The organism is Streptomyces sp. NPDC007917, assembly GCF_042959105.1.
Classification (GTDB): Bacteria; Actinomycetota; Actinomycetes; order Streptomycetales; family Streptomycetaceae; genus Streptomyces.
Genome location: NZ_JBIBKK010000004.1, coordinates 364,043 through 388,413, shown reverse-complemented (window position 1 = coordinate 388,413; position 24,371 = coordinate 364,043). Strand labels below are relative to the sequence as shown.

Genomic DNA, 24,371 nt, shown 5'->3' with positions numbered 1-24,371 from the left:
GATGAGCTACGGATACGGTGGCGAGGCGTACGAGGCCGACCCCGCCCGGCTGCAGGCCATGATCGGTGAGATCCAGGCCATCGCCAAGCAGGCGAGGGAGCTTCCGGGCGGATTCACCTCGGCCCTGCAGCCCACCCGGCGGTGGTACGGGATCGACGACGAATTCGCCAAGGAGACCGGCGTCAAGTACGAGCAAACCGTCGAAGGGGTCGCCGACACCTTCTCCGCCATCTCCGACTGCATCATCGGCGTGGTCGAGGGCCGGCTGCAGGAGCTCCAGGAGGTCCGGGGGGCATCGTCCTTCGCCACGGACAGCATCGACGAGCTGCGGCGGGGAGTTGACTCCGTGGGCGGGGGCGGCTCCGGAGGCGGCGGCGGGAAACATTGAGCGGTGCCGACAGAGGAAGCTCCGTCCCCGAGGACTCCATCGAATTTCCCGATGACGTCAACGACATGCTCTTCGTCCTGCTGGGTGAGCGGCCGCTACAGGCCTCCTCGGACATGGCGTACAGCAGCAGCATGCCGTTCGACGAGTACGCGCAGGCGCTGCTGGACCTGCGCGATCGCATCCTGGACTCGGTCAACCGGGTCGACGGCGCGCTGCCGACCCAGGTGGCCGAGGTGTACAAGCAGGCGATGGGCATGCTCACCGGCGCCGGCGGCCAGGACGCCATGGCGGAGTTCGCGGAGAGCCTGAGGGATCTGAGCAAGGGGCAGGTCGAGCACTCCAGAAACATCATGGAGAGCAAGTGGGAGATCATCGCGGAGATCATCCAACTGCTCATCGAACTGGCCTTCATCGCCGCCATGGCGTTCTTCACCGGAGGGCTGTCCTTCGGCGACGCCGCCCTGGCGAAGGCCAGAAGCCGTCTGACGGTGCTGATCATCCTCGACCGGCTGCTGCGGATGAGCCACTTGATGCCCGCGTTCAGCGAGGCTCTTCAGGAGGCGTTCACGACCTTCGCGGTACGGCTGGCGATGCTGGGCCTGAACAAGGGGGATCGCCGCCCCGACGGGATCGACTGGGGCAACATCGGCAAGTCCGCCGCCTTCGGGGCCCTGGCCGGGTTCTTCATCAGCGGCCTCTCGAACATATTCGGCAGCGTCTTCAAGAACTTCTTCAACAACTTCGGCAACAACAAGTGGGGGAAGTTCGGCGGCGACGTCTTCAACAGCTTCGGGAGCGAAGGTGTCGGGGAGGCCTTCGCCGAGTTCCTGATCAACGGCCTCTTCGAAGGCAAGTGGAAGTTCGACCCCATGTCGCTGGTGGGCGGGGGCCTCAGCGGAGTCTCCGAACTCATCATCGGCAGTGGCCTGGACTACATCGGCAAGAGCCTGAACCAGAAGTTCATCGGCGGCAATCTCTTCAGCAACCTGTTCAACAGCCCGCCGGGGCCGAACTCCGTCCTGGGCGGGGGTGGTGGTGGCGCAGGCTCCGGCGGATCGACCACCGTCGACACGGTCACCAACGACGACTCGACCGCGGCCCCGACACCGACTCCGCCCCCGACGCCGCTGCCACCCACGCCCGTTCCCACGACGGTCACCCCTCCGATCGTCCACAACAACGTCGGCCCCACCCCGACGAGCGAAGTCCCTGACACTTACCCGGACATCGACCCGTATGCCGACAGCGACGTGTACTCGGACACTGACACGGTGTACTCCGGCTCCGACACCGACTCGATCGTGAATTCGGACTCCGACGCGTACTCGGACATCACCGACTGGGACGCATACGAGGACACCCCTTCGGACACCGGTCCGGGCGCCGTGCCGCTGCCCGCTCCCAAATCCGGGGCTCCCGACCCGATGCCGCTGCCGTCGACGTCCCCGCGGCCGGACACCACCTCGCTCCCGGATTCCGCGTCGGCCGACCCCATGGCGTACGTGTCCCCGTCCGGCACGCCCACCCCGACCCCCTCGACCACGCCGTACACATCGCCCCGCGGCCGCGACACGGACCTCTACGGAGACGGGTTCGACGCGACCCTCGACGATACGCCGGACACGACCCCCGCCCCGGACACCACCGCCACCCGAGACGACGCCGTCACCGACGAGACGGCACAGTCCACCCCGCACCACAACCCGGCCGCGGACCCGGTCCGGGACCCGGTACGCCCCGAGCAGTGGCGGGGGCGGCAGCAGCAGACGTCGCCGACCGAGATCCACACCGAGATCCAGCCCCCCGCCACCGACGATCAGACGCAGGACCAGGACCAGGACCAGGACCAGGACCAGGACCAAGGCCAGGGCCAGGGCCAGATCCAGGGCCACGGCCCGGTGACCCAGCCCGCCCCGGACACGTCGGTCGTCCGCACCACGGTCCAGCGCGTCCAGGCCGACGACGGCCGCTGGGTGCGCAACCTGACCCTGGACCTTCCGGTGCGCTTCGGCGACGGGTTCTCCGCCGATCAGCTCCAGGAGTTCCAGGAGCGGATGCGCGGACTGCTCGACACCCGGATCAACCACGGGCTGCCGCTGCCGCGCTCGGGGGATCAGCTCCACGTCGACCTCAACCTCGTCCACGCCCCCGACGACGCCGAGGCCATCGAGCTGACCGCGACGGACACCCCCGCCCCGTCCGATCAGTTCCACCTCCGGATGTCCTCCGACGACCCGTCACTCGGCGCGCCCGAACGCGCCCGGCGCCAGGCCCGCGACGACGCGACCGCGCTGCGCCAGGTGCTGCGCTACGCCGGTCTCGACCTGGACCCGGACGCGCTGCCCGGCCCTGCCGTACGGCCGGAGCACCTCCAGACCGTCGAGGACCTGACCGACACCGGCCCGGCCGTGGCCGACCAGACACCGCTCACCCCCGCCGTGGCCGACCACGCACCGCCCGCCCCGCCCGCCCCGCCCGTGGCGATCGCCACGACGTCCACCGCGCCCACCGCCCTGACCGACCCCACCGCCGTCACCGGCCCCACGCCCCCCACCGGCCCCGCCGACCGGACGGAGCCCGTCGAGCCCGACACGGCCCCCGTGCCCGAGCCGACCATCCTGGCGACGGCGTCCTCGTCGCCGGCCCAACTGCCCCCGCCGCCTGCGAACCCCGTCCCAAACGTGCCGGTGATGGCGGAGCCCGTCGCCGACCCCGTGCGCCCCGGACAGTGGCGCCCCCGGCGGGACGGCGCGCCCTCGGCGCCGCTGTGGACCGAGCGCTACGACCCGGCCGCCGACCCCCTGGCGGACGGCCCGGGCCGCGGGCCGCAGACGCTCGGCGGACGCGACACCGTCATCCGTACGTGGATCCGGCGCATCCAGGCCGACGACGGCCGCTGGGTGCGTAACCTGACGCTGAATCTGCCGGTGAGCTTCGGCCAGGGGTTCCCCGCCGACCGGCTCCCCGGCTTCGAGCGCCGGATGCGCGAACTGCTCGACACGTACTTCAACCACGGACTGACGCTGCCGCGCTCCGGCGACCAGCTGCACATCGACGTGCACTTCGTCCACGCGCCCGACCACCCGGAGGCCATCGAGCTCAGCACGGCCACCGACCCCACCGAGTTCGACCAGTTCCACTTCCGGCTGTACTCCGACGACCCGTCCCTCGGGGCGGAGGAGAGAGCCGAGCGCCTGCGCAAGAACGACGCCCGGTCGCTGCACGAGCTGATGCACTTCGCAGGTCTGGGGGACCGGTCGCTGGACCCCTCCTCGCTCTTCCGCCGGATCGCGAACGGCTCGGTCGACAGCGTCGGGATCATGGCCGATCCGAACACGCTGCCCGGCCGCGCCGTGCCGCTGCACTACCTGAGGACCATCGAGGACGTCACCGACTCCGGGCCCGCCGTGCCCGACCACCCCCGGTCGGCGCGGCCCCTGCCCACCACCTCCGGCGACCCGGCCGATCTGCTGCCGCCCGCCCACCTGCGGCCCGCGCATCCGCCGTCCCAGGCGAGCGTCGGGGTCAAAGCGGCGCCAGAGACCGCCGGAGACCTCAACGAGCTGTGGGAGACGGCCAGGCGCCAGAACCCCGGCGGCGGGCCCCTCACCATCACGGTGGACGGCGGCAGCGTGACCGCGGGGGAGCTGATGACGGCCGTCCTGGACCGGCTCGGCGCCACCGGCCGGGCGGGCGAGATCACCCTGTCCAAGCCCACGGCCAAACTCAAGGCGGGGGCCACCCACAAGGTGCTGCTCTCCTTCAACGAGGACGGCCGGCCCGCCACCGTCACCTGGGAGATCCGCGTCGAGTCGGCGCTCACGGCCACCGCACCCGAGCCGGGGCCGGCCGGCCCGCCACCCGCCCCGTACGACCCGGCGACCACGCCGGAGGCCAACGCGCGGGCGCTCGCGGTGGGCCGCGACGTCAGCGCGCTCATCAACCGGCTGATCCGGGACGACGGACAGCCGCAGGGCGTCCAGGGACCCCTCGTGCTCACCGGCGGCGCCCAGGCCAATCTGCGCTACGGCAGCCCACGCCCCCTCGCAGACCTGGACTTCCGGCTCGCCACCCCGGATGTGCGGCAGCACGAGGAGCTGATCAACCAGGCCCTGGCCGAACACTTCCCGAGCCCGCCCGGCGCCCAGCCCCCTGTCCTGCGGCAGGACGAGCGCGACCCCCGCGCCCTCAGCGGCCGGATCAACGGCGTCGACATCACCATCGGCCCGACCACCACCCCGTACCGCGACACGGACGAGGCCGACGGCATCGTCGTCCCGTCCCTCATGGACTCCCTGGTCGACACGGCGTACGCACTGGCCACCCGCCCGGGGCGGCACCAGCGGGGCGCGGACCTGTTCGACCTGCTGTGGGCGCTGGGCGAGCACCCGGGCCTGGACGCGGCGCTCGCCGAGGAGCTGGTCAAGCGGCGCGGCGCGGAGTACGCCGCCCAGCGGCCGGCCGACGGCAAGGGGAATGTGACGGGTCAGTTCATCGACGTCCTGGGCGGGCTGATGGGGACCAGAGCGGCGCGCAAGTCCCTGGAGGCCCAGTGGCGCGAGTTCGGCGCCACCCCGCAGGACGTCGAACGGCTGCGCACCACCCTCGCCGACCTCGCCGACAGCTTCCGGGCCGGGTCCGGCCCGTACCGCGCGCTGGTCCTGACGGCGGGCAACTTCACCGGCGACATGTTCGGCCTCGCCACCGCCCTCTCGCTCAACCCGAAGCTGCACGTCGGCGTCATGACCGGACCGCGCACCCGCGACCAGGTCGGGCCGTTCCTCCGCAAGACCCTCACCGCCCCGGTCCACGCCCGCTACGCCCGGGCGATGGCCGAACTCGACGCGGCCACCGATCTGTCGCCGGGCGAGCGCGCACAGGCACGGGACCGGCTCACCGCCCGGCGGGACGCCGAGCTGCGCGCGCAGCAGGACCGCCTCCACACCCTGCACACCGACGATCCGCACCAGCTGTACACCCAGACCGCCAACGGTTACGAGGCCCTGCCCTACGACGGGATGAGCCCGCCCGTGCCACCGGCGCTGCGCGGCACCCGGCTGCAGAAGCCGACGAAGTACGCCACGGCCGAGGTGGCGCAGCTGTGGGACGCCCAGGGGCGCTCGCGGGCGCAGATCCGTGGCGCCTGGGGCCTGGAGACACCCCACACCGAGCGGGTGCGGCGTTTCCTCGCGGCCCGGGGAGTGCCGGAGGGCGGCCCGCACGTGGTGCTGTGGTCGCGGCTGGGCAGCCGTCAGGAGGGTGACGCACACCCGCAGCACGACAGCGGCACGACCGGCCTGCGGCAGATCATCGACCGTCTGCCGCCCGGGACGAACGTGATCATCGCGGGTGACAGCGCGCGCAACGGCGCGCTCAAGCGGCTCGCCGACGGCTACGAGAACGTCCACGACCTCACGGAGTTCTGGAAGGACGACGACTGGCGGCAGGCGTTCCCCGACGAGACGCGCGAGGTCCAGTTCCAGGTCTTCGACCACCTCTCCCAGGCCTCCGGCGGCGACCTGAAACACCTGGGGTTCCGCAGCGGCAACCTGGAGGCGTACGCCCTGATCGGGCATCAGGTCCGCTATCTGGAGGAGACCGGAAACCTCCAGGCCAAGCGCATGAAGGCCTGGCACGACCCGAAGATCGGCTATCAGCGGATCACGGTGAACAAGGTGCCGACACTCGCCGGGCAGTGGGTGGTCAAGAACGCCGAGGTGACCGGCAACGAGGCGCCGGTGCCGTGGTGGTCCGACCTCGACGGCGCGGGCGCGGAGTCCCGCGCGCGGCTGAAGACCGAGGCGCTCGCCGCCTACGGCATCAAGAACGCCCCCGCCCAGCGCGGTTTCGACCCGCTGGACCTGGAGGCCATCGGCTCGTATCTCGGCTTCTCCGCCCAGGGCTCGCAGGGCTCGCTCGACGCGCGCCCCCTGCCGCCGCCTCCCGGCACCCCGGCCCAGGCCCCGACCCCGCTGGCCGGCCGGACGGGGCAGCGGCCGCGGGCCCGGCGGCCCACCCCGTCCCCGGCCTCCCCGGGCCGCGTGGCGGACCTCGCCTCCCGGCTGCCGGACATGCCGGCGGCGGAGCGCGCGAAGGAGCTGGCGCTGCTGTCGTCGGCCGACCGCGAGAAACTGGCGTCGGACCCGGCGCTGATCGACGCGCTGGAGGCCAGGCTGACCGCGCCGGAGTTCGCCGCGACGGCGGCGCGGCTGCTGATCCAGGTGCCGAAGGGGGTGGGCCAGCCCGACTCGGCACGGCGCGAGGTGCTCGGCCGGCTCACCCCGATGCTGGGCAACCCCAAGGTGGCGGCCACCCTGCTGAGGGCCCGTGCGCGGGTCGTGGTGGTGCCCAAGGACGAGGCGATGACCTCGCTCGCCCCGTTCCGCCATCTGCGAGGCAAGCCGGTCGGCGCGGACGGGCGGGTCTGGGACACCGTGCGCGGCATGGGCGGCCGGACGACAGCGGTGACGGAGGAGAACCTTCTCGGCAAAGAGAGCACCATCGGCGACGAGCACATCTACGCCAAGGGGTACTCCACCACCACACACGAGTTCGCGCACGCCATCCATCGGCACGGGCTCTCCGACAAGGACCGCAAGCGCATCCGCGACGCCTTCTACGCCAAGCGCAACCGCGAGCGGCGGTCGCAGCTGCCGGGCTCCAAGGTCCCCCCGCCGCAGTGGCCGGACGGCGTGGCCAGGGACCTGGCGGGGCGGCCGGTGCTGAACTACTCGGCCCGGGACGAGTACGAGTTCTTCGCCCAGCTGACCAACGCCTACCTCGGGACCAACGAAGGCACCGACCCGTACACCGGGCGGCGCCGCAACAACGGCGCCCAGTGGGTGCGGGAGTACGAGCGGGGACGGCCCAAGCGGGAGCGGCTGTTGCCCCTGCTGGAGCGGCTGTACGGCACGAGCCGTATCCAGGCGGAGAATCACCTGTACGAGGGGTTCCGGGGCCTGTGGGACCAGGCCGAGAACACCCACCGGCCCCAGCCGCACGTCCCGGCGCCCGCGCCCGACCCCGCGCCCACCGCTCCCGCCACCGTGGACACCCTCGCGGCCGACGGGCCGCGGACCACCACCCAGGACCAGCAGGAGCGGAACGGAGACCAGGACGCAGACCAGGACGGAGACGGTACCGAGACCGGTACGGACACGCCGGAGACGACGCCGCCCAAGGATCCGCTGAGCATCGAACACCACCTCGACCGCCGCCGCCCGCCCCGCCTCGACCGCGGGCTGCCGCCCGCCCCGCTGGAGCGCGAAGGCGCCCGGTTCACCGACGGCAGCCGGATGCCCGCCCCCCTCGACGGCATCCGACAGCTGATGTCGGATCTGCCTGAGGAGGTGCTGGCGCGGTCGGCCGCCTTCGGCACCAAGGACTTCACCCTGCGCGGCACCGACCAGGCGCTGAAGGAACTCGAACGCGAGCTGCGGGCCAGGCCGGGCGCCCGGCCACGCAAACCCCGCACCGGCGCCCCGCGCGACACCGGGCTGCTCGCCGAGGTGGCGACGGCGCTCCGCGAGGACCTGGGCGGACTCAGCGGCGACGGGCGCGAGTTCACCTACACCGACGAGAAGGGCCGGGTCCGGGTGCTGCACCTCGCGGTGCGCCACTACGGCGGCTGGGAACGGTTCACCGACACCTCCGACGGACCGCGGAAGGTCGAGTCGACGGCGCGGACCCAGCGCACCACGGGACGCACCCCCACCCAGAGCACCAGCTACGCCCTCAATCCGTTCGCCCCGCTGTGGCCGCTGACCAAGCCGCTGGGCGTCTTCGGCCGGGTCGGCCTGCGCTTCGCCCGTACCCACGCCGTCGGCTACACCCTCACCTCCCAGACCACCAGCCAGTCCAAGACGAGCAGCACCGACACCTCGCACCGCTACCTCGACGACGTCTACTACGAGTTCACCGTCACCGATGAGCGGGGCCGGCCCGTGACGGAGGACGGCGGCCGGACCCCGGCGACGTTCGGCTTCGGGATGCGCGGCGGGCTGTCCCTGCGGCTCTCGGACAGCGCGGTGACCGAGGCCAAGCCGGGCCGCATCCCACCCCTGATCCGCTACCGGGGCCGGCCGCACCACCGGCTCGTCACCACCGAGGACTTCGGCCCCCTCAGCCATGTCCGGGACTGGGCCGCCGGGCAGATCGGGGCCCGCCCCGGCTCCTCGGCCCACCGCGAGCTGGACGCGTTCCTCTCGTCCCGCAACTTCCAGCGGATGGCCCGGGTCCTCGGCACCGGCCGGATGACCACCGCCCCGCTGTTCGCCGATGACAAGCTCCGCACGCCACTGGGCGTCTTCACGGTGCAGGTCCTGCCACGCCGGGCCGTCCTCGTCGACGAGACGACCGCCTCCGCCCTCAAGGACGTCACCGCGCTCACGCTCACCAACGAGCGGAATCTGTCGATATCTACCGGCCAGGAGCTCAACGGCTCGGTGGGACCGGCCTTCAACTGGCTCGGCCTCAACGGGGATGAGCTGAATCTGCGTTTCCTGCTCGGCTTCGCCGCCCGCTACGGCCACCGGACCACCCGCGCTATGAACACCGGCGGCTCCGGCGCGGTCAAGACCGAGGGCGAGGTCAAGAACACCCCCGTCGGCCTCTATCTCGTCGAGAAGGCCGTCGTGGTGCGGCGCGCCGGCCGCGACCGCACGGCGGGAACCACCCCGGGGACCGAGCACGCGGCCCGGGTGTTCGTCACCTGGAGCCTGGACCGGATGCCCCGGTCCGAGGCGCGCCGGCTGGCGGGCTGGGACGACGGGACACGGCTGCGCATGCGCAGTGGCGCGCCCGAGCCGTACGCACCCGCGTATCTGACCCCCGACCGGCCGCCCACGCTGGGGGTGGCCAGGGTCGAGGAGTTCACGGCCGACGACGCCACCGCCGACGACGCCACCGACACCACCTGGCTCGACAGGCTCGCGGACACCGTCCTGCGGGAGGCCGCCCGCGCCTACCCGGGCCTGGTCGCGCCGCTCGACGAGCTCGACCCGGACAACCCCCGCTGGCGCGACGCCGACCACTTCCAGACGGTGCTCACCAACACCCTGGAGATCCTCACCACGCTCTCGTACCACACCATGGCCGGATCCCTGGAGACGCTGATCACCAGCGGCGTCCGGATCCCGCTGCGCGAGTCCCTGCGCTTCAAGCGCGGCTATCGCTATCTGTGGCTGGACGGCGAGCTGACCGGCCGCCGCTACGAGGGCACCCAGGCCGGGCTGAAGATCAAGCACTCCGCGCCCGGCGGCGAGAAGCTCGACAGCGACCACGGGGTGGTCCACGACCTGGAGGGGGGCATCGAGGGCAACGGGACCCTGCGTACCACGGCGGCCACCGCGCTCGGCCTCTCCAAGCACTCCGGCAGCCTGTTCCTCGGGCTGAGCGGGGGTCGAGGCCGCGGCCAGAACAGCGTGTTCGGGCCCAGTACCGCCGTCGAGCGGGCGGTGGCGAGCGCCCGACCGCCGCATCTGTACAGCTACCGCCTGACCGTCACCGTCTCCCGTGGCGGCTACTGGCGACTGCCCGGCCTGCTGCGCGGATTCGCCTCCGCCGGGCTGCTGGGCACCCAGCCCTTCGTCTTCCGCGAGAAGCCGTCCGACGTGATCGGCACCACCGCCGGCGGCACCCCCGTGGGCGGCGGCCCGCTCACCGGGCGGGTGCTGCTCAGCATCCTCGACGAGCACACCTCCGCCACCGATCCGCACGCGCCGGGCACGGCCAACCCCTACCGCGACTTCGACGACGGCATCGACAGCACCCCGCTGGGCGACGCACAGGCCCTGGCGCTCGCGAAGGCCGACCACACCGCCCTCGACGCCGCGGCCCGCCGCGCCCCGCAGCCGTTCCAGGGCCACGCCCAGCTCACCATCGCGGTCCTCGGCCAGCCCGCCCTCATCCGGGCCGTGGAGGAGTCGCTGCGGGGCGCCTCGGGCGGGTCGTGGCATCTGACCCAGCAGGGCGCGCCCGCCCATGACGCGGCGCTGCGCCCGTTCCAGGCCCCGTATCTGACGGCCAACGCCGACCAGAGCCTCAGCCCGTCGGGCTGGCGGATCACCGGGCTGTGGGCCAAGGGCCCGTACCTCAACCGGGGCGGCGTCCTCGCCCACCGGATGACCGTGGCGGGGCTGACGCCGCTGTCCGAGCCGGCCCCGATGGCCGCCGCCCTGAAGATCACCGGCGGTACGCAGTCGGGCGGGAAGAACACCGTCACCTACAGCTTCCTCTTCGGCGGGCGGCTCTCCGCCTTCCAGCCGCACGGCGGCGAGCGCGGCCCGGCCGGGTTCTACTCGCTGAACATCAGCCCCTGGTCGTACGGCCGGACCAAGGGCGACACCGTCACCCGGTCCGTCACCAACGAGGTCTCCCGGCAGGACAACACCCACCAGGTGCTGGTGTCCGGCAACGCGGAGCACGAGATCGCGGTGGCCTCCAGCGCGCTCGGCACTACGACCGGCGCGGGCAGCCGACTGGTGCCGCGCGGCCTCGCCGCCGCCTCGGGACAGACGCTGGCCGTCCCGGGCGGCTGGATCGGGCTGCTTCCCGAGTACAGCGCCGTGGAACTCAAGCTGATCGACGACGGCTGGGGCGCGGTGCCGCACTACGACGCGCAGACCTGGTCGCCGCAGGCGTGGCTGCCGGGCAACGCGCTGAGCGGCTATCCGCTGGGCGAGCTCAACGCGGCCGCGGTGCTTGACGCCTTCGACCGCGCGCTGCGCGGTCTGTCGCTCGACGAGACCGGCCGCAACGCCCTGCTGCGCCTCGCCTCAAGCCGGCTGCTGCGGGCGCTGCGCGGGGACATGGAGGGCACTGGCTCCACGGTGCCCGCCAGGACCGGGCGCTGGGGCTGGGACGGGATGCGCATCGGCGGCCGCCAGGTGCGGCTGCGGGTGCAACTGATCGCCGGCGCACCACGGTTCCGCCGGCTCGGACACGGCATCGACTGGGAGGACAACCTCGCGGCCACCGAGTCCACGGGCTCCAGCCTGAGCCGCACCCGCGGGCCGGACTTCGGGCTGTCGGTCGGCGAGAACGCGTACACCCACAACCCCGACGCCCCCACGGCGGGCCCCGGCTACAGCGAGACCGGCTCCGGCCGCAAGACCCTCACCGCCAGCCACTCGTCCAGCCCGATGACGACCTGGACGGTGGCCACCAGCGAGCCCTACGCCGAGTACGACACCCCCTACCGGCTGCGGATCGTCCTGGAGGTCGAAGACGCCCCGGACCCGGCCCCGCCGACGGCCGCCGACAGCCGCGTCAGACACCTGACCCACCGGGCGCGGCAGGCGTCCCGCTACGTCCGGGGCAAGCGCCGCGTCGTCGAGGAGGGGGACGTCGGCACGCTGCGCAAGCAGACCCCGCTCAGCCTGATGAGCCCGGACCCGGCCGGTCCGCGGACGGCCCCGGCCACCGTCGACCCCCTCGGGCCGCCCGATCTTCCCGCCCCCTCCGACCCGCGGCCGGCGGCGCCCCCGTCGCTGCGCGGGGACGGCGACTGGCGGCGCGTCACGTTCCTCGACGGCACGGTGGGCGTGTTCGAGATGCCCGCCCAGGGGTTCCAGGTCCGCGGGGTCATCGGCTTCGAACAGGTCCGTGCGGGAAGTTATCTCGCCCTCGCCAAGGCGTACGACATCGGTTTCAAGACCGATGGCGACGACGTCCTCGTACGGGCCAAGGACACCGGCCTGACCGGGCTCGGCACCGGCTCGGCCCACACGCTGGACGAGGGCACCGGCAACATCGTGCTCGCCGCCCACTACCCGCTCACCCTCGAGCCGATCGGCTACCAGGTGCCGGGGCTCACCGAGGACAGCCTGGTCGGCGGGGCGGACGGTCAGCTCGCGCTGTACTCCAAGCCGCACTTCGGCGGGGCCCAGCTGCTGACGGTGGCCCCCGGCACCAACCTCCAGATCGCCCGGCGCCAGGTCACCGCCGACGGGGTGTCCGCCTCGGGGTCGGAGGGCCAGACCTCGGCCGTCGACGCCGGCGTCTCGGCCTCGATGGGAGGCGCCGGCTCGACCAGGCCGGGCGCCGCGGCCACCGGCCCGAACACCTCGCAGGGCGAGGGCGCCGCATACAACCGGGACTTCATGGCGGAGATCTCCGTCAACGACGGCGAGGACCGCGCCTTCCTCTTCGCCGTCCCCACCACCTGGCTCAGCAGCGCCACCGTCCACCGGCACATCAGGGACAGCGCCCTCGGGCGGATGGTGGCCTCCCCGTTCCACAAGCTCATGCCGGGCCACTTCGGCTCCGCCGGACGGCAGGCGTTCGAGACCGACGCCGCCGTCATCGCCTGGGTACGGGAGGACGTGGCCCGCAGGCTCGGCCTGATCGACGACACCAACTTCCCCGCGGAGGCCGGGAAGGCGTGGGACGCCGTCCAGGAGGCGGCCAAGGCCTGGACCGAGGCCGACGAGAAGTACTGGGAGGTGCGCCGTCAGCAAGGCTCCGGACCACGTGACACCCTGGCCAGGGCGGAGCGTGAACTGCGGGACCTCCAGCGGCGGCTGACCGAGGCGCGTGACGCGGACGTGGCGGCGCGGCAGCCGCTGGTGGACGCCAGGGCCGCCGCCGCGGAGGCGGACCGCGCCGCCGGTGAGCTGGTGGCCGCCGCGCGGCTGCGCGTCGAGCAGGAGCGCGGCGCGGCCGAGGACGCCGCGCCCGAACACGACGGCTGGGCCGAGCTCCAGCGCGAGGGGCTGGCGGACGCCCTCGGCGCGCTCACCGCCGCCGAGACCCGCGCGGCCGAGATGCGGGCCTCGGCCACCGAGCGGGTGGCCGAGGCCGAGCGGACCACGGCCACCGACCGCGCGCGCACCGCGCGGGAGCTCCAGGCCGCGACGGCCGCGGAGCGCAGGGCGACCGACACCCGGGACGCGGCCCAAAAGGCCCTGGACCACTGGCAGGGCACCCTCGACAAACTCCAGGTGACAGCCGAGGCGCTGGCCACCGAATACCACCGGGTGCGCACCGCCGCCGACCGGCTGACCCGCTGGCACCGGCTCAACGCCACCGAGGAGGGCCGCACCCGGCTCGACGGGCTGCCCAAGCCGCCCGAGGTGACATTCACGGACCCGACGAAGCCCACCGCCGAGGAAGCCACCGCGGACACCGCGGACACGGACCCCCAGGACGCGCCGCGCTACACCCAGGAGGACGGCGACGAGGACCCCGCGGCGCTCATCGCCCCGGACGGCGAGCGGTTCGCCCTCCTCGATGTGCCCAGGGACGGCGACGCCTTCTTCCACGCCCTCGCCGAGGGCCTGCACCGGCTGGACCCCGCCCTGCTCGCCGACGCGGGCCTGGACCTGTCCAGCCGGGCGGCGCTGGTCCGCGGCCTGCGGGAGCTGCTGGCCGCCCGGCTGGCCGACCCCGGCAACGCGGATCTGCTGGACGTCCTCGCCCCGGACACCACGGACACCTTCACCGACGACGAGATCGGCGGCGCCTGGATCGAACTGGGCGAGGACACCGCCGAACGGCGGGAGTTCGAGGCAATCGGCGTGCTGCCCGACTCGCTCCCCGTACGCACCCGCTCCCGCCTCGCCCTGGCCGTCACCCAGTTGCTGCGGCCCGGCGGCACGGCGGAGCGGGGCGGCTGGGACCACGGCGCCGCCGACCTGCTGCCGCTGCTCGCGGCGCGCACCTTCGGCGTCCCCGTGCGCGTGGTGACGCCGGACGGAAGTTTCCTCCAGTTCTCCCCGGACGGCTTCTCCGCCGACGGGTCCGGCGCCGACGCGGACCCCGTGCAGCTGTGGCTGGGCGGCGAGGGCGACGACCGCCACTACCAGCTGATGCTGCCCGAGGAGTCCGTCGACTCGAACCCGCCACCCGGTCTGCCCGCGCCCGCACCGGCCACCACCGCACCCGCTGCCGCGGCCGCCACGGGGACCCAGCGCCCGGCGCACACCACACCGCCCTGGACGGCTCCTCAGGACGGCCAGGACGGGCCCCGGTTCGACGCGGCGAAGGACCACCGCACCCTCACTGGCCCCGACGGGCGGGTGTACGACCTGGTGGAGGCCGAGGGGGACGGCAACCGCTTCTACGCCGCCGTGGCGGCGGCCCGGCCCCCAGCCACCGCCCGGACCACCCCGCAGGGCGGGGACACCGGACCGGGCGTACCGGGGGCGACCCCGCTGGCCGCCCTGTCCACCCCCCAGGTGGCGCGCCGCATCGCCACGCGCGTGGCCGCGCAGCCCCTGCCGGACGGCGTCCGCCTCGACCCGTCGGCGACGTTCCGCTGGGAGGACGTGGCGGGGCTCTCGCTGGGGCTCGACGCCACCCGGCGCGACGCCCTGCGCGGCGAGATGCGCCGCACAGGCGGCCGGATCCCGCAGGCGACCCGGGACGCCGACGGCAACGGGGAAGCGCTGCTGCGCGTCCAGCTGCACGCGGCCCGCCGCTGGGACGCCACCACCGCCGCGCTGGCCGCCGCACTGACCGCGCGGGCGGAGAGGATCACCCTCACCCTGGTGTCCGAGGACGGCACCCACCGTACCTTCGGCGACCCCGCGGCCACTCCCGAGAACACCGTCACCCTCTATCAGCGGGGCGACGAATTCTTCCTCGCCCGCCCCCGCCCGCGCCCCGCAGAGGACGAGACCGGCGACGTCGAGGACCACGTCAGTGACGCCGAGGACGAAGCGCCGGACACCGAGGACCGGACGCGGGACACTCAGGACATCCCCCTGCCGCCCCCGCCCGGGAGCGGCTCGGGCCGCTCCCTCATTCCCGCGAGCCCGGACGACCTCCAACGGCTCCGCTATCAGCACGAGGCCGAGGCGTACGAACGCAGGCTCGGCGACTACCTCGCGGAGCATCCCCAGGTCGTCGAGCAGATCTCCCGGTTCGCCCGCCTCGTATGGGAGAGGACGCCCCCGCCGCTGCGGGGCCTGCTCGGCACCTACGAGGAGGTGGTGCCCGGTGCGGTCGGCGTCGATCCCCAGACCCTGGAACAGGTCGCGTACCACGGCAACTTCCGTGAACAGTCGACCCTCCTGTGGAACGCGCTGCGCCGCGGCGTCTTCCGTATGCTGCTGGGGACATCGACCGAACCACCGCCCCTGATCAACGAAGAGCGCCGCTGGCGCGGCGACCCGTCCGACGGCCCGTTCGCCCGGCGCGCCCCGCACGAGATCCGTCCGCCGCTCGGCGCCGCCGAGCGGGCGTTCACCTCGGACGGTGCCACCTGGAAGCCGGGCGAGGAACTGTCGGGCATCAACCACGAACCCCCCCGGCGCCTGGCCCAGGACCCCCGCCCGCTGACCCTGGAGGACTCGCCGCATGCGTCGGCCCAGCGCACCGGCGGCCTGATCATGACCGGCACCTCCGGCACCGCCTACAACCTGCTCGAGGCCGCCGAGGCGGCGAACCAGCGCTGGAACGCCGGTCTGGACCTGCGGTGGACGCGTCTGGCGACCGTCGGGATGCTGCTGTCCAACCGTCACCACACACTCCACGAGGTCCTGACGGGGACCGAGCTGTGGGCCGGCGAGGAGGCACATCCGGACCGCCGCGAGCTTGGCTTCGACTACGACGACAACTGGGGCCGCTACCACCGTCTGTCACCGCTGTCGGAGGAGGACCTGCGGGAACACGTCGCGGTCGGCGGGCGGTTCCCCGACGAGCGGATCCGGGAGTACTACGCGGACACCACCTCGGGGGCCCCGTCGGGCGCGGCAGCCCCGCGGCTGTCCCGGCTGCTGCCCCGGGATTCGTGGTGGCGGCTGTTCATCGACCCCAATGTGCACGCCGAAGCGTTCCGGGCGACCCCCGAGGACGTGGGCGGCCACCTCGACACCCGGACGTACCCCGGCTACCGGCTGGGCATGACCGAGGCGTACCAGCAGGTCCTGGACGTCGGCGGCACCGGACGCGACTGGTCGCGCATCGACGCCGACGCGTACGAGGAGCTGCACCACATCGCCACCCGCCATCTCACGCCGGGCGAGGGGCAGAACGTGGCGACCACGTGGTCGGGCCACGAAGGCGGCCGGATGAAGACCACGATGCGCGGCACCGGCGCCGACCGCGTCGCGGCGGACATCAAGGACGACCTGCTGCTCGGCCGCAGGCTGCTGTTCTCCCTGAACGAGCCGCGTGAGCCGGGCATGGCCAAGCCCTGGGTGGTCTTCCACCACGGGCAGCGCGGCGGCCAGATCTCCATCGACTACGCCCCGGGCGAGGCACGTCAGGTGGTGCAGGCCGCGCTGGACCGCTACTACGGCGAGGTGGCGGTCGCGGTCACGCCCGACGAGAAGCTGCGGGCCGTCGCCCGGGTGACCCGGGCCCTCCAGATCCTCCAGCCGTTCACGGATGCCAACAGCCGAGTCAATGTCCATCTGCTGATGCAGAAGTTCCTGCTGGAACAGGGCTTCCGCCCGGCGGTGCTGATGGACTCGCGCTCGCTGTTCCTCGGCGGGTTCACCGTGGACGAGATCGTGGCGAGCCTCAAGGAGGGCATGGCGCGGTTCGCCGGGCATGCCGCCCAGGCGCGCTGGGACGGGTTCAACGGGCCCCAGGGGCCGCCCGCCGAACTGGTGGTCCGGCTGGCCACGGCCCTGGGGCTCGCCGACGCCGGCCCGGAGGCGCGGCTCCGTGAGGTGACCGCCACGGTGCGCACGGCCCGGGCGCTGTTCGGCGACGCGCTGCTCGGCCCCGACTCCCGCTCCGACGTGACGGACCTGGCGCGGCTGGCGGCGATCCGGTCGCTGAGCGGACCGGCCACGGCGCGGTTCCCCTCCCGTACCGCCGACCGGGCGATCAGCGAGTACGCCCGGGAGGTGTTCGGGCTCGACTCGGTGGACGAGGTGAGCGAGGCCCACCTGGGCGCGCTGACCGACGCCGCCACCGAGGCGGCTGCCCAGGACCGGCCCCTGGACATGGACGTGCTGCGGTCCCTCGCCCGGCCTCCGGCCACCGACGCGACGGCGGAGGACGCTGCGTCCGACCGGTCGCGGCCTGCGTCGCCGGGCCCGGAGGGCGTCGTGGAGCCCGCATGGGACACCCTCGTCCACATGGCCCCGGACGACGGCCGGAAGACGCTGGAGTTCCGGCTCTCGGAGCTGACCGGGGGCGCTCCGGTGCGCGAGGCCGACGATCTGGGCGAGGCGCTGCTGCCCTCGGTGGCGGGCGAGCCGCTGGGCGGGGTCCGGCTGGTGCTGCGGGCCGACGCCGTCTCGTTCGGGAGCGATCCGGTCGAGACGGTCGCCGAGCTGGCCGAGAGCCTGGCCGCTCCGGTCGACCTGCTGCTGGCCGCCGCCGACGGCACCGTACGGCTGCTGCGCTTCGACGACCAGGGCCGCCACCAGGACCTCGGCCCGGTGCTGAGCGCGCAGGACCTGTCGCTGCTGCGGTCCGAAGCGGTCACCGAAGTGCGGACCTTGCGGCGGCTGGGGCCCGACGCGCCCGTCGGCCTGGACGACAGGACCGTGCTGCAGGCGCATCAGCAGCTGTCGCCCGATCAGTGGTGGCGGACGCTGCGCCAGCGCGGCCAAGCCATCGCCCAGACCCTGGAGACCGGCGACATCCTCAGACTCCGCGGCGGCGCGCCCCGCGGCGACGGCTCGCGGGGCGAGAGCTCGCGGGGCGAGCCCTCGCGCACCGCCCGCAGCCGCCCGCCCGTGCTGGACGTACTCGCCGAGGACGAGGAGCCGGACGAGGACGAGGCACCCGCCCCCGGCCCCAGCGCCCTGCGGGGCCAGGGCGGGCCGCGGCCCGGTCCGGGGCGGACTGCCGACGAGGCGCAGCGCGCCGCGTTCAGGGATGCCCCGGACCGGGACGCCCCCCGTCCCGACCAGGCCCCCGCCCCGGCGTCGTCGGCGGCGGTGCCGATGACCGCCGCGCTCCGCGACGCGCTGCCGCCGGTCCTGCCGCCCCGGTCCCATGTCTCCTTCGCCGACGGCTCCTCGGTGCTCGACACACGGCAGCGCGCCCGCGTCGACGAACTGGGCCGCCAACTGGCCGAGGTCGCAATGCGGGACGCCCTGGCCGGTCTCGCCCCACCGAAGGCGAAGGTCACCGGCCATCGCGACGGCGCCGGATCCGCACGGGCGGACGCCGGCCAGGGCAGCCGCGCCCTGGACCAGGAGCGCGCGGACACCGTGGCCGACGCGCTCATCGACACCCTGCACACATCCCTGCGGCGGGCCCGGCGGAACGAGCCGTCCACCGCCGCGCCGATCGACGCCCGCGACATCCCCATCGAGGCCGTCGGCCAGGGACGGACGGGCGCCACGGACCGGCAGCCACGCACCCGGACCACGGTCGAGATCGTCCGCTCACGCTACTCGGGGGCGGTCGAGCGGCTGGACGCCCTGCGGCGCACGGACCCCGACCCCGCCCTGCGCGACGGCCCGTTCGACCCGGATCCGCTGGTCCGACGGATCCTCCACCTGGCCCCGGACGCGCCGGTGAGAAGCGAGCAGCGGCGCGAGCTGTACCGGTTGGTGGACGAGGCGATCGCCGCCGACCGGGCGGGCAGCCTGGCCGAACTCGGCGTCCACCACCTGGTGCGGCGGGGCGTGTTCGCCAAGGCCACCACGATCACCTCGACCGGCGGCAGGACCATGGGCCGCAATCTGACGGGCCGCCCCATCGGCGCCATCGACCGGCGGTCGTACGTCGTCCGGAACCCCGACGGCTCCCTCGGCGAGCCCATCACGGGGGAGTGGTGGCGCAGGCCCGGTGCCAGGCCCCCCTACGTGGTCGTGGCCGAGGGCGGCCACGACCACATCATGGTCTCGTTGCCGGGCTCCGCCCCCGTACGGGTGACGCCGGCGGAGTTCGCCGCACTGCTGGCCAGGGACCCCGATGTGCTCGGCCTCGACCCCGACGTTCCGGTGCTGCTGGCCGTGCCGGGCGCGGGCGGCCGGGGCCTCCTGCTGCCCCGTACCGGCGCCTTCCGGACCAACAGGACGGTCTGGGCGCACAGCGGCGAGGTGACCGTACGCTCCGGCCGCATCGAGGTGATCGACCGGGGCAAGGGCGGACCGCCGGTCGGCGGGTGGATCGGCAGCGAACCGGACGACCTGGACGAGGAGGACATCGCCGCACAGGAGGGCTTCGTCCGCACGACCGACGGACACCTCATCCCGGACAGCGCCATCAAGCACACGACCATGGTGACCGACGGGCGCCCCTACGGCCGCGCGAGCTTCAACGACCCGGACATGCGGATCCGGGAGGGCACCTTCGAGGTCCTCCCCGACACCGACGAGTACGTCGTCCTCGATCCCGTCACCAGGCAGCCGGTGGGCCCGCCGGAGAAGGTGCCGTGGGCCGGCCGGAACGCGCACTTCGTGAGCACGCACGCGATGCCCAACCGGTTCAGACTCACGGACGACGGCGACCGGTCCTGGAGCGTGGACGGCGACGAGATGGGGGGCTTCCTGGAGCGGCGCCCGAGCATCCGGCGGCTGCGCGCCGAGGACGTGGTCGTCACCATGAGCTGCTGGATCAACGCGCGCGCTGACGGCTACCCGGAGGTCGGCAACCTCAGCCGCGACACCGCCGCCGCCGACCCGCTGGAGACCGTCTCGGCCATGCAGCTGGTGGCGAACAGGACCCGGCACACCCACTTCAGCGCCGATCGCACCTCCGGATACCGCGCCTCCCAGGGGCGGCACTCGATCGTCACCGACCCGCGGCTCCGGCCGCGCCGCTGGCTCGAGACCCGGCCCGAGCCGTACGGCGCCGAACTGGACGAGCTCGCCCGGATCGCGGGCCTGCACAGAGGGGAGGGGCGCGCCCCGGCCGAGGTCAGGAAGGTGACCCTGCGGCTGGTCCGGGCGCTGCGCATCACCTTCGGCGTCACCGTGGAGAACGGCAAGGACGACCCGGCGGGCGAGTACCGGCGGCTGCTGCGCGGCATCGGCGCGGTGGAGCGGATGCGCCGTGCGGAGCCGGGGCTGCGCGGTGCCGACGGACGGTTCCGGATGGAGCTGCTGAAGCGCGCCGCCCTGGGCCATGCCGGGGTGCCGCCCCGCGCCGGCGGCCGGCCCGCCGAGCCGACGCCGGAGCAGGTCAAGGCGCTGCTCCTCGCGGCGCCGTCCGCGCCGCGCCGGACGGAGCTGAGCGAGTTCGTGTCCATGCCGTCGGTGGAGGAGGGCCTGGACCTGCTGCGGAGGCTGATCCGCGGAGACCAACTGGGCCTGGACGAGCGCGTGGCGCGGGTGCTCCGTCCGGACTCCCGGGACCAGGTGACCGACGCGGACCGGGAACGGCTGCTGTGGGCGGTGATCGAAGCCCATGAAGTGCTCTCCGACACCCCCGATGTGGCGGCGCTGGCGGCCAAGGTCCTGCACCTCGGCGACGGGGCCGGGCCGCTCGACAGGGCGCGCCACGCGGAACTGGTGTGGCTGATCGCGGCCGCGTCGGCCGCGGGCCGCGATGTCCACCACCCCACCGCCCTCGCCGCGTACCACCTCCAGCTGAACGGAGCGTTCTCCGACGACACGCTGATCCGCACCCCCGGCAGCGAGGCCAGGGGCCGCGACTGGACCGGTCAGCGCTCCACCAAGCCGCTCGAGGTGGCGTACTACCTTCAGTCCCCGGACGGCACGCTCGAAGGGGCCCTCGAGGCCCGCACCCCGCAGTACACGCCGTGGAACGTCGACGGCACCGCCGATGTGCCCAGGGCACGGCTCCCGTTCTTCGTCCTGGCCGACGGCGGCGACGACCACATCGACATGCCCTGGCCGGACGGCTCACGTCGCCGGGTGCCCCACGACGAGATCGCCGAACTGCTCGTCCACGACCCGTGGCTGACGGTCAGGCCCCCCGACGCCGAGGTGGCGGTGGTCAAGTCCCACGCCGGCAGCGGGAGCCGCAGCCTGCCGAAGGCCCTCAACAGCCGGGCGGCGACCGCGCGCGCCACCCTCTCGTCCCGCGGCCCCGTCACCGTGCACGACGATCCGCTGACCGGTACCCGCGTGATGGTGGTGACGGCGGCCCCCGGGCAGAGGCACCACTGGCAGCGCAGCCGTCCGCCGGCCCCGGCGCCGGGTCTCGCGCGCACCGCGACGACCTTGGAAGCGGACACGTTCAACGCGGACGATCCGTCCAGGGAGCCCCGCGAGGAACCGGTGTCACGCGGCGGCGCCAGGGCGCGCGGCGGCCTGCCCCGACCGGAGGGTTCGCGCCCGGCGCGGAGCGGGCCGCCCGTACTGGACGCGCGCGTCATCGCCGCCGCCGAACCGGCAAGGCGGACCTTGCGGCGGGTGCGGGGGCGCATCGGCGACGAGACCCGGCCCGCCGCGCCCCAGGAGCCGCGCCGGCCCGGGCCGCTGGTGACGAACGACTACGAGGTCATCGACACCAGCGGCGACGGTGTGCTGTTCCGCCGACCGGACAACCCCGTCCTGAGCGTCGCCCATCCGCTGGGAAGGTCCGCCTCCCGGAGGGCCGCGCTCTACCTGCCCAGCCAGGGGTACGCCGAGACATCGACGGGCGAACGACCCACCCTGCGCTTCTCGGGGGACCGGACACTCGCCCTCCAGTGCGGGGACAACGGGGAACAGGGCTTCAACCAGCAGGTGTACGCGACCCGGAAGGCCATCGAGCGGGCGAACGCGCAACTTTCCGAGGCGGGAAACCACGTACGGCTGACGGCGCACGAGGACGTGGCCATCGTCCTTCCCGCCCCGGACGGCACCCGCGGTGAGCCCCTGTTCAAGGTGGAGCCGGAGTTCCTGACCCGCAGCGGCCGTTCGGAGGAGGAGATCTGCCGCGACTTCGCGAGGATGCTGGCCGGAGGGGTGCCCGTCTCCCATATGGTCTTCACCGACCCCGACGGCGGCGAAGTGGTCACCGTGCCCATCAACGCCTCCGACGGGTGGGAGGTCACCGGCACCCACCATCTGGCGCGTGCCCTGGCCGAGGTGGCCGATGGCCTGGAGGACCCGGAGCGGGTGGATCCGCGCTGGGCGGCGGCGCGGGTGCGCGAAGACGACCGGCCCATGGGCGGCGTGGACGGCCCGCTGCCCGGTGAGTCCTACGGGAGCGCGCAGAGCCTGGCGGAACCGGACGATCCGCGCCGTGCGCGGCTGGACGCGGCGGTGAGACGGATCGGTGCCAACGGGGGCGCCTGGGCGCCGGTCGGCTCCGGCTATGTGATCCAGTCGATCGGCGCGGTCGACGAACAGGGCCGTCCCGTACTGAACCGCAACTTCGCCAAGGCCCAGGCCGAGGAGGGCGTCCCGTTCGGCTATCACTTCGCGCAGGTGGTGCTGGCCAGTGAGGACGGCGCCGACCAGATCACCCTGGAGAACCACTCGCGCAGGCTCTCTATGAAGTCCCTGCTGTCCTGGATGGTCGAGGAGAACCAGGACCGTTCCGGCGCCGAGGAGTGGTGGCGGCTGGAGACCGGACTGCGCAGGAGGATCGAGGAGGCCGAGCGGGACGGGACGAGCGCCCGGGAAGTGGAGCGGCTGCGCAACTATCTGAAGGTGACGGAGGCGCTGCTCGCCGTCGACCGGGCGACGGCCGACCGGGACGGGCAGGTCCGCGGCACCCCGGAGCACGCGGCGGCCCAGGGCGAGCTGGACCGGGCGCTTGGCCGGGCCCAGGCCGCGATCAGGCGTGCCGCCTCGCTCGTCCGGAGCGAGGACATGTGGTACTTCCGCATGTTCAGCGGGCGGCAGGGCGAGAGCATGCACGAGGTCAACGCCGATCTGCTGTCGGACGGCCCCTCCGCTGAGGTCAACCCGCTCACGGCGGTCGTGGTCCACGGCCACCGGATCACTCCGAAGACCCTCACCGTCGAGAGCGGGCGACAGGTGACGGCTGATCAGAACCGCTTCGTCCTCGACGACCTGGCCGCCACCGTGGCCCGGGTGGGGCTGTGGAACCTCGCCCATGGACTCCCCCTGCCCGACATCACCGTCACCGGGCGGGACAACGTCCGCGGCGGCAGCGCGAGGGATTCCGGCCCGTGGCGGGCCGAGGCGGTCGCCGCGGCGTTGCGGGAGCGGCTGGCCGAGCACCTGAACCGGCTCCAGGGCCCGCAGGGAAGACCACGTGTCACGGCGGATCAGTTCCGCGTCACGCCGGTGTCCAGGACCTTGCGCCCTGGCCGCGACGTCGGCCGGGCTCATGAGGTGCATGTCGCGGTTGACGACCACCGGGGTTCGGCGCGGATGGAGGCGGCGGTTCGGCTGCGCGGCGGGACGAGGGACACCGGGGTGGAGCCGGTGGCACAGGGCTGGCCGGTCGGTCATGAGCTGACCGTCGGGGGACCGCGGTACGGCCGTGGAGTGCGTGAGGTGCCGCCGCCGGACGCACCGGAGGGGAAGGGCAAGTCGGCGGAGCGGTGGCGGAGGTACCGGCGCCCCGCTCCGAATTCCTCCACACCATGGGGCTATGAGGTCAGCGATACGGGGAAGATCCGGCTGCCCGACGGCGAGGTGCTGCCGTCGGAGGGGTGGCAGCGGTTCGGCGAGGACTTCGTCCATCCGTCGGCCGGGGTGTTGCTGCGGGGGGACAGCGGCTGGATCGGCCGGGTGGCCAACATCGACGCCCTGCGGGACGCGCTCGAACTCCTGGATCCCGAGACGGCGCCCCACCAGGTGGTGGTGGACGCGTCGGGAATCCATCTGACACCGGTCGCACCGGCCACGGAGGGTGCCAAGGCGGTCCAACTGCCGTGGGAGGCTCCCACCGAGGCCCCCGACGGCGAGGGGGATCTCATCGCCGACGAAGTGTCCGAGAAGGAGGTCCCCCCGCTGGACCGGAGCCGCACCGTTCCGGTGAAGCTGCTGGAAGAGCTGGGGGTGGAGCTCACGACCTCCCAGCGGGCCCAGGCGGCCCTCCTCGTCGACATGCTTCCGCTCGCGGACATCGAACTCACCCCGGCCCAGCATCTGCTGCTGCTGGCCGTGGACCCGTCCTACGCGGCCGGCGGCCCGGGAGACGAGGGCGTCTGATGCGCGGATGGCCCCGGCGGAAACCGCCGGGGCCATGGGCAGCC

At 73.6% G+C, this 24,371-nt stretch carries 2 protein-coding genes; both read left to right on the top strand.

Features of this window, described 5'->3' with window-relative positions:
• The first annotated feature begins 1 nt into the window (after position 1).
• On the top strand, positions 2-388 hold the full coding sequence (locus ACFZDL_RS10055) for a hypothetical protein (protein ID WP_353590062.1): 387 nt from the start codon (positions 2-4) through the stop codon (positions 386-388).
• Positions 385-24,327, top strand: a complete 23,943-nt coding sequence (locus ACFZDL_RS10050) for a lonely Cys domain-containing protein (RefSeq protein WP_353590060.1) — start codon at positions 385-387, stop codon at positions 24,325-24,327. Before ACFZDL_RS10055 ends, ACFZDL_RS10050 begins: the two co-directional genes overlap by 4 nt.
• Positions 24,328-24,371 lie beyond the last annotated feature (44 nt).

What these genes read in the sequence shown, in the direction of transcription:
- ACFZDL_RS10055 (WP_353590062.1), top strand. Translation starts at nt 2, where the DNA reads ATGAGCTACGGATACGGTGGCGAGGCGTACGAGGCCGACCCCGCCCGG.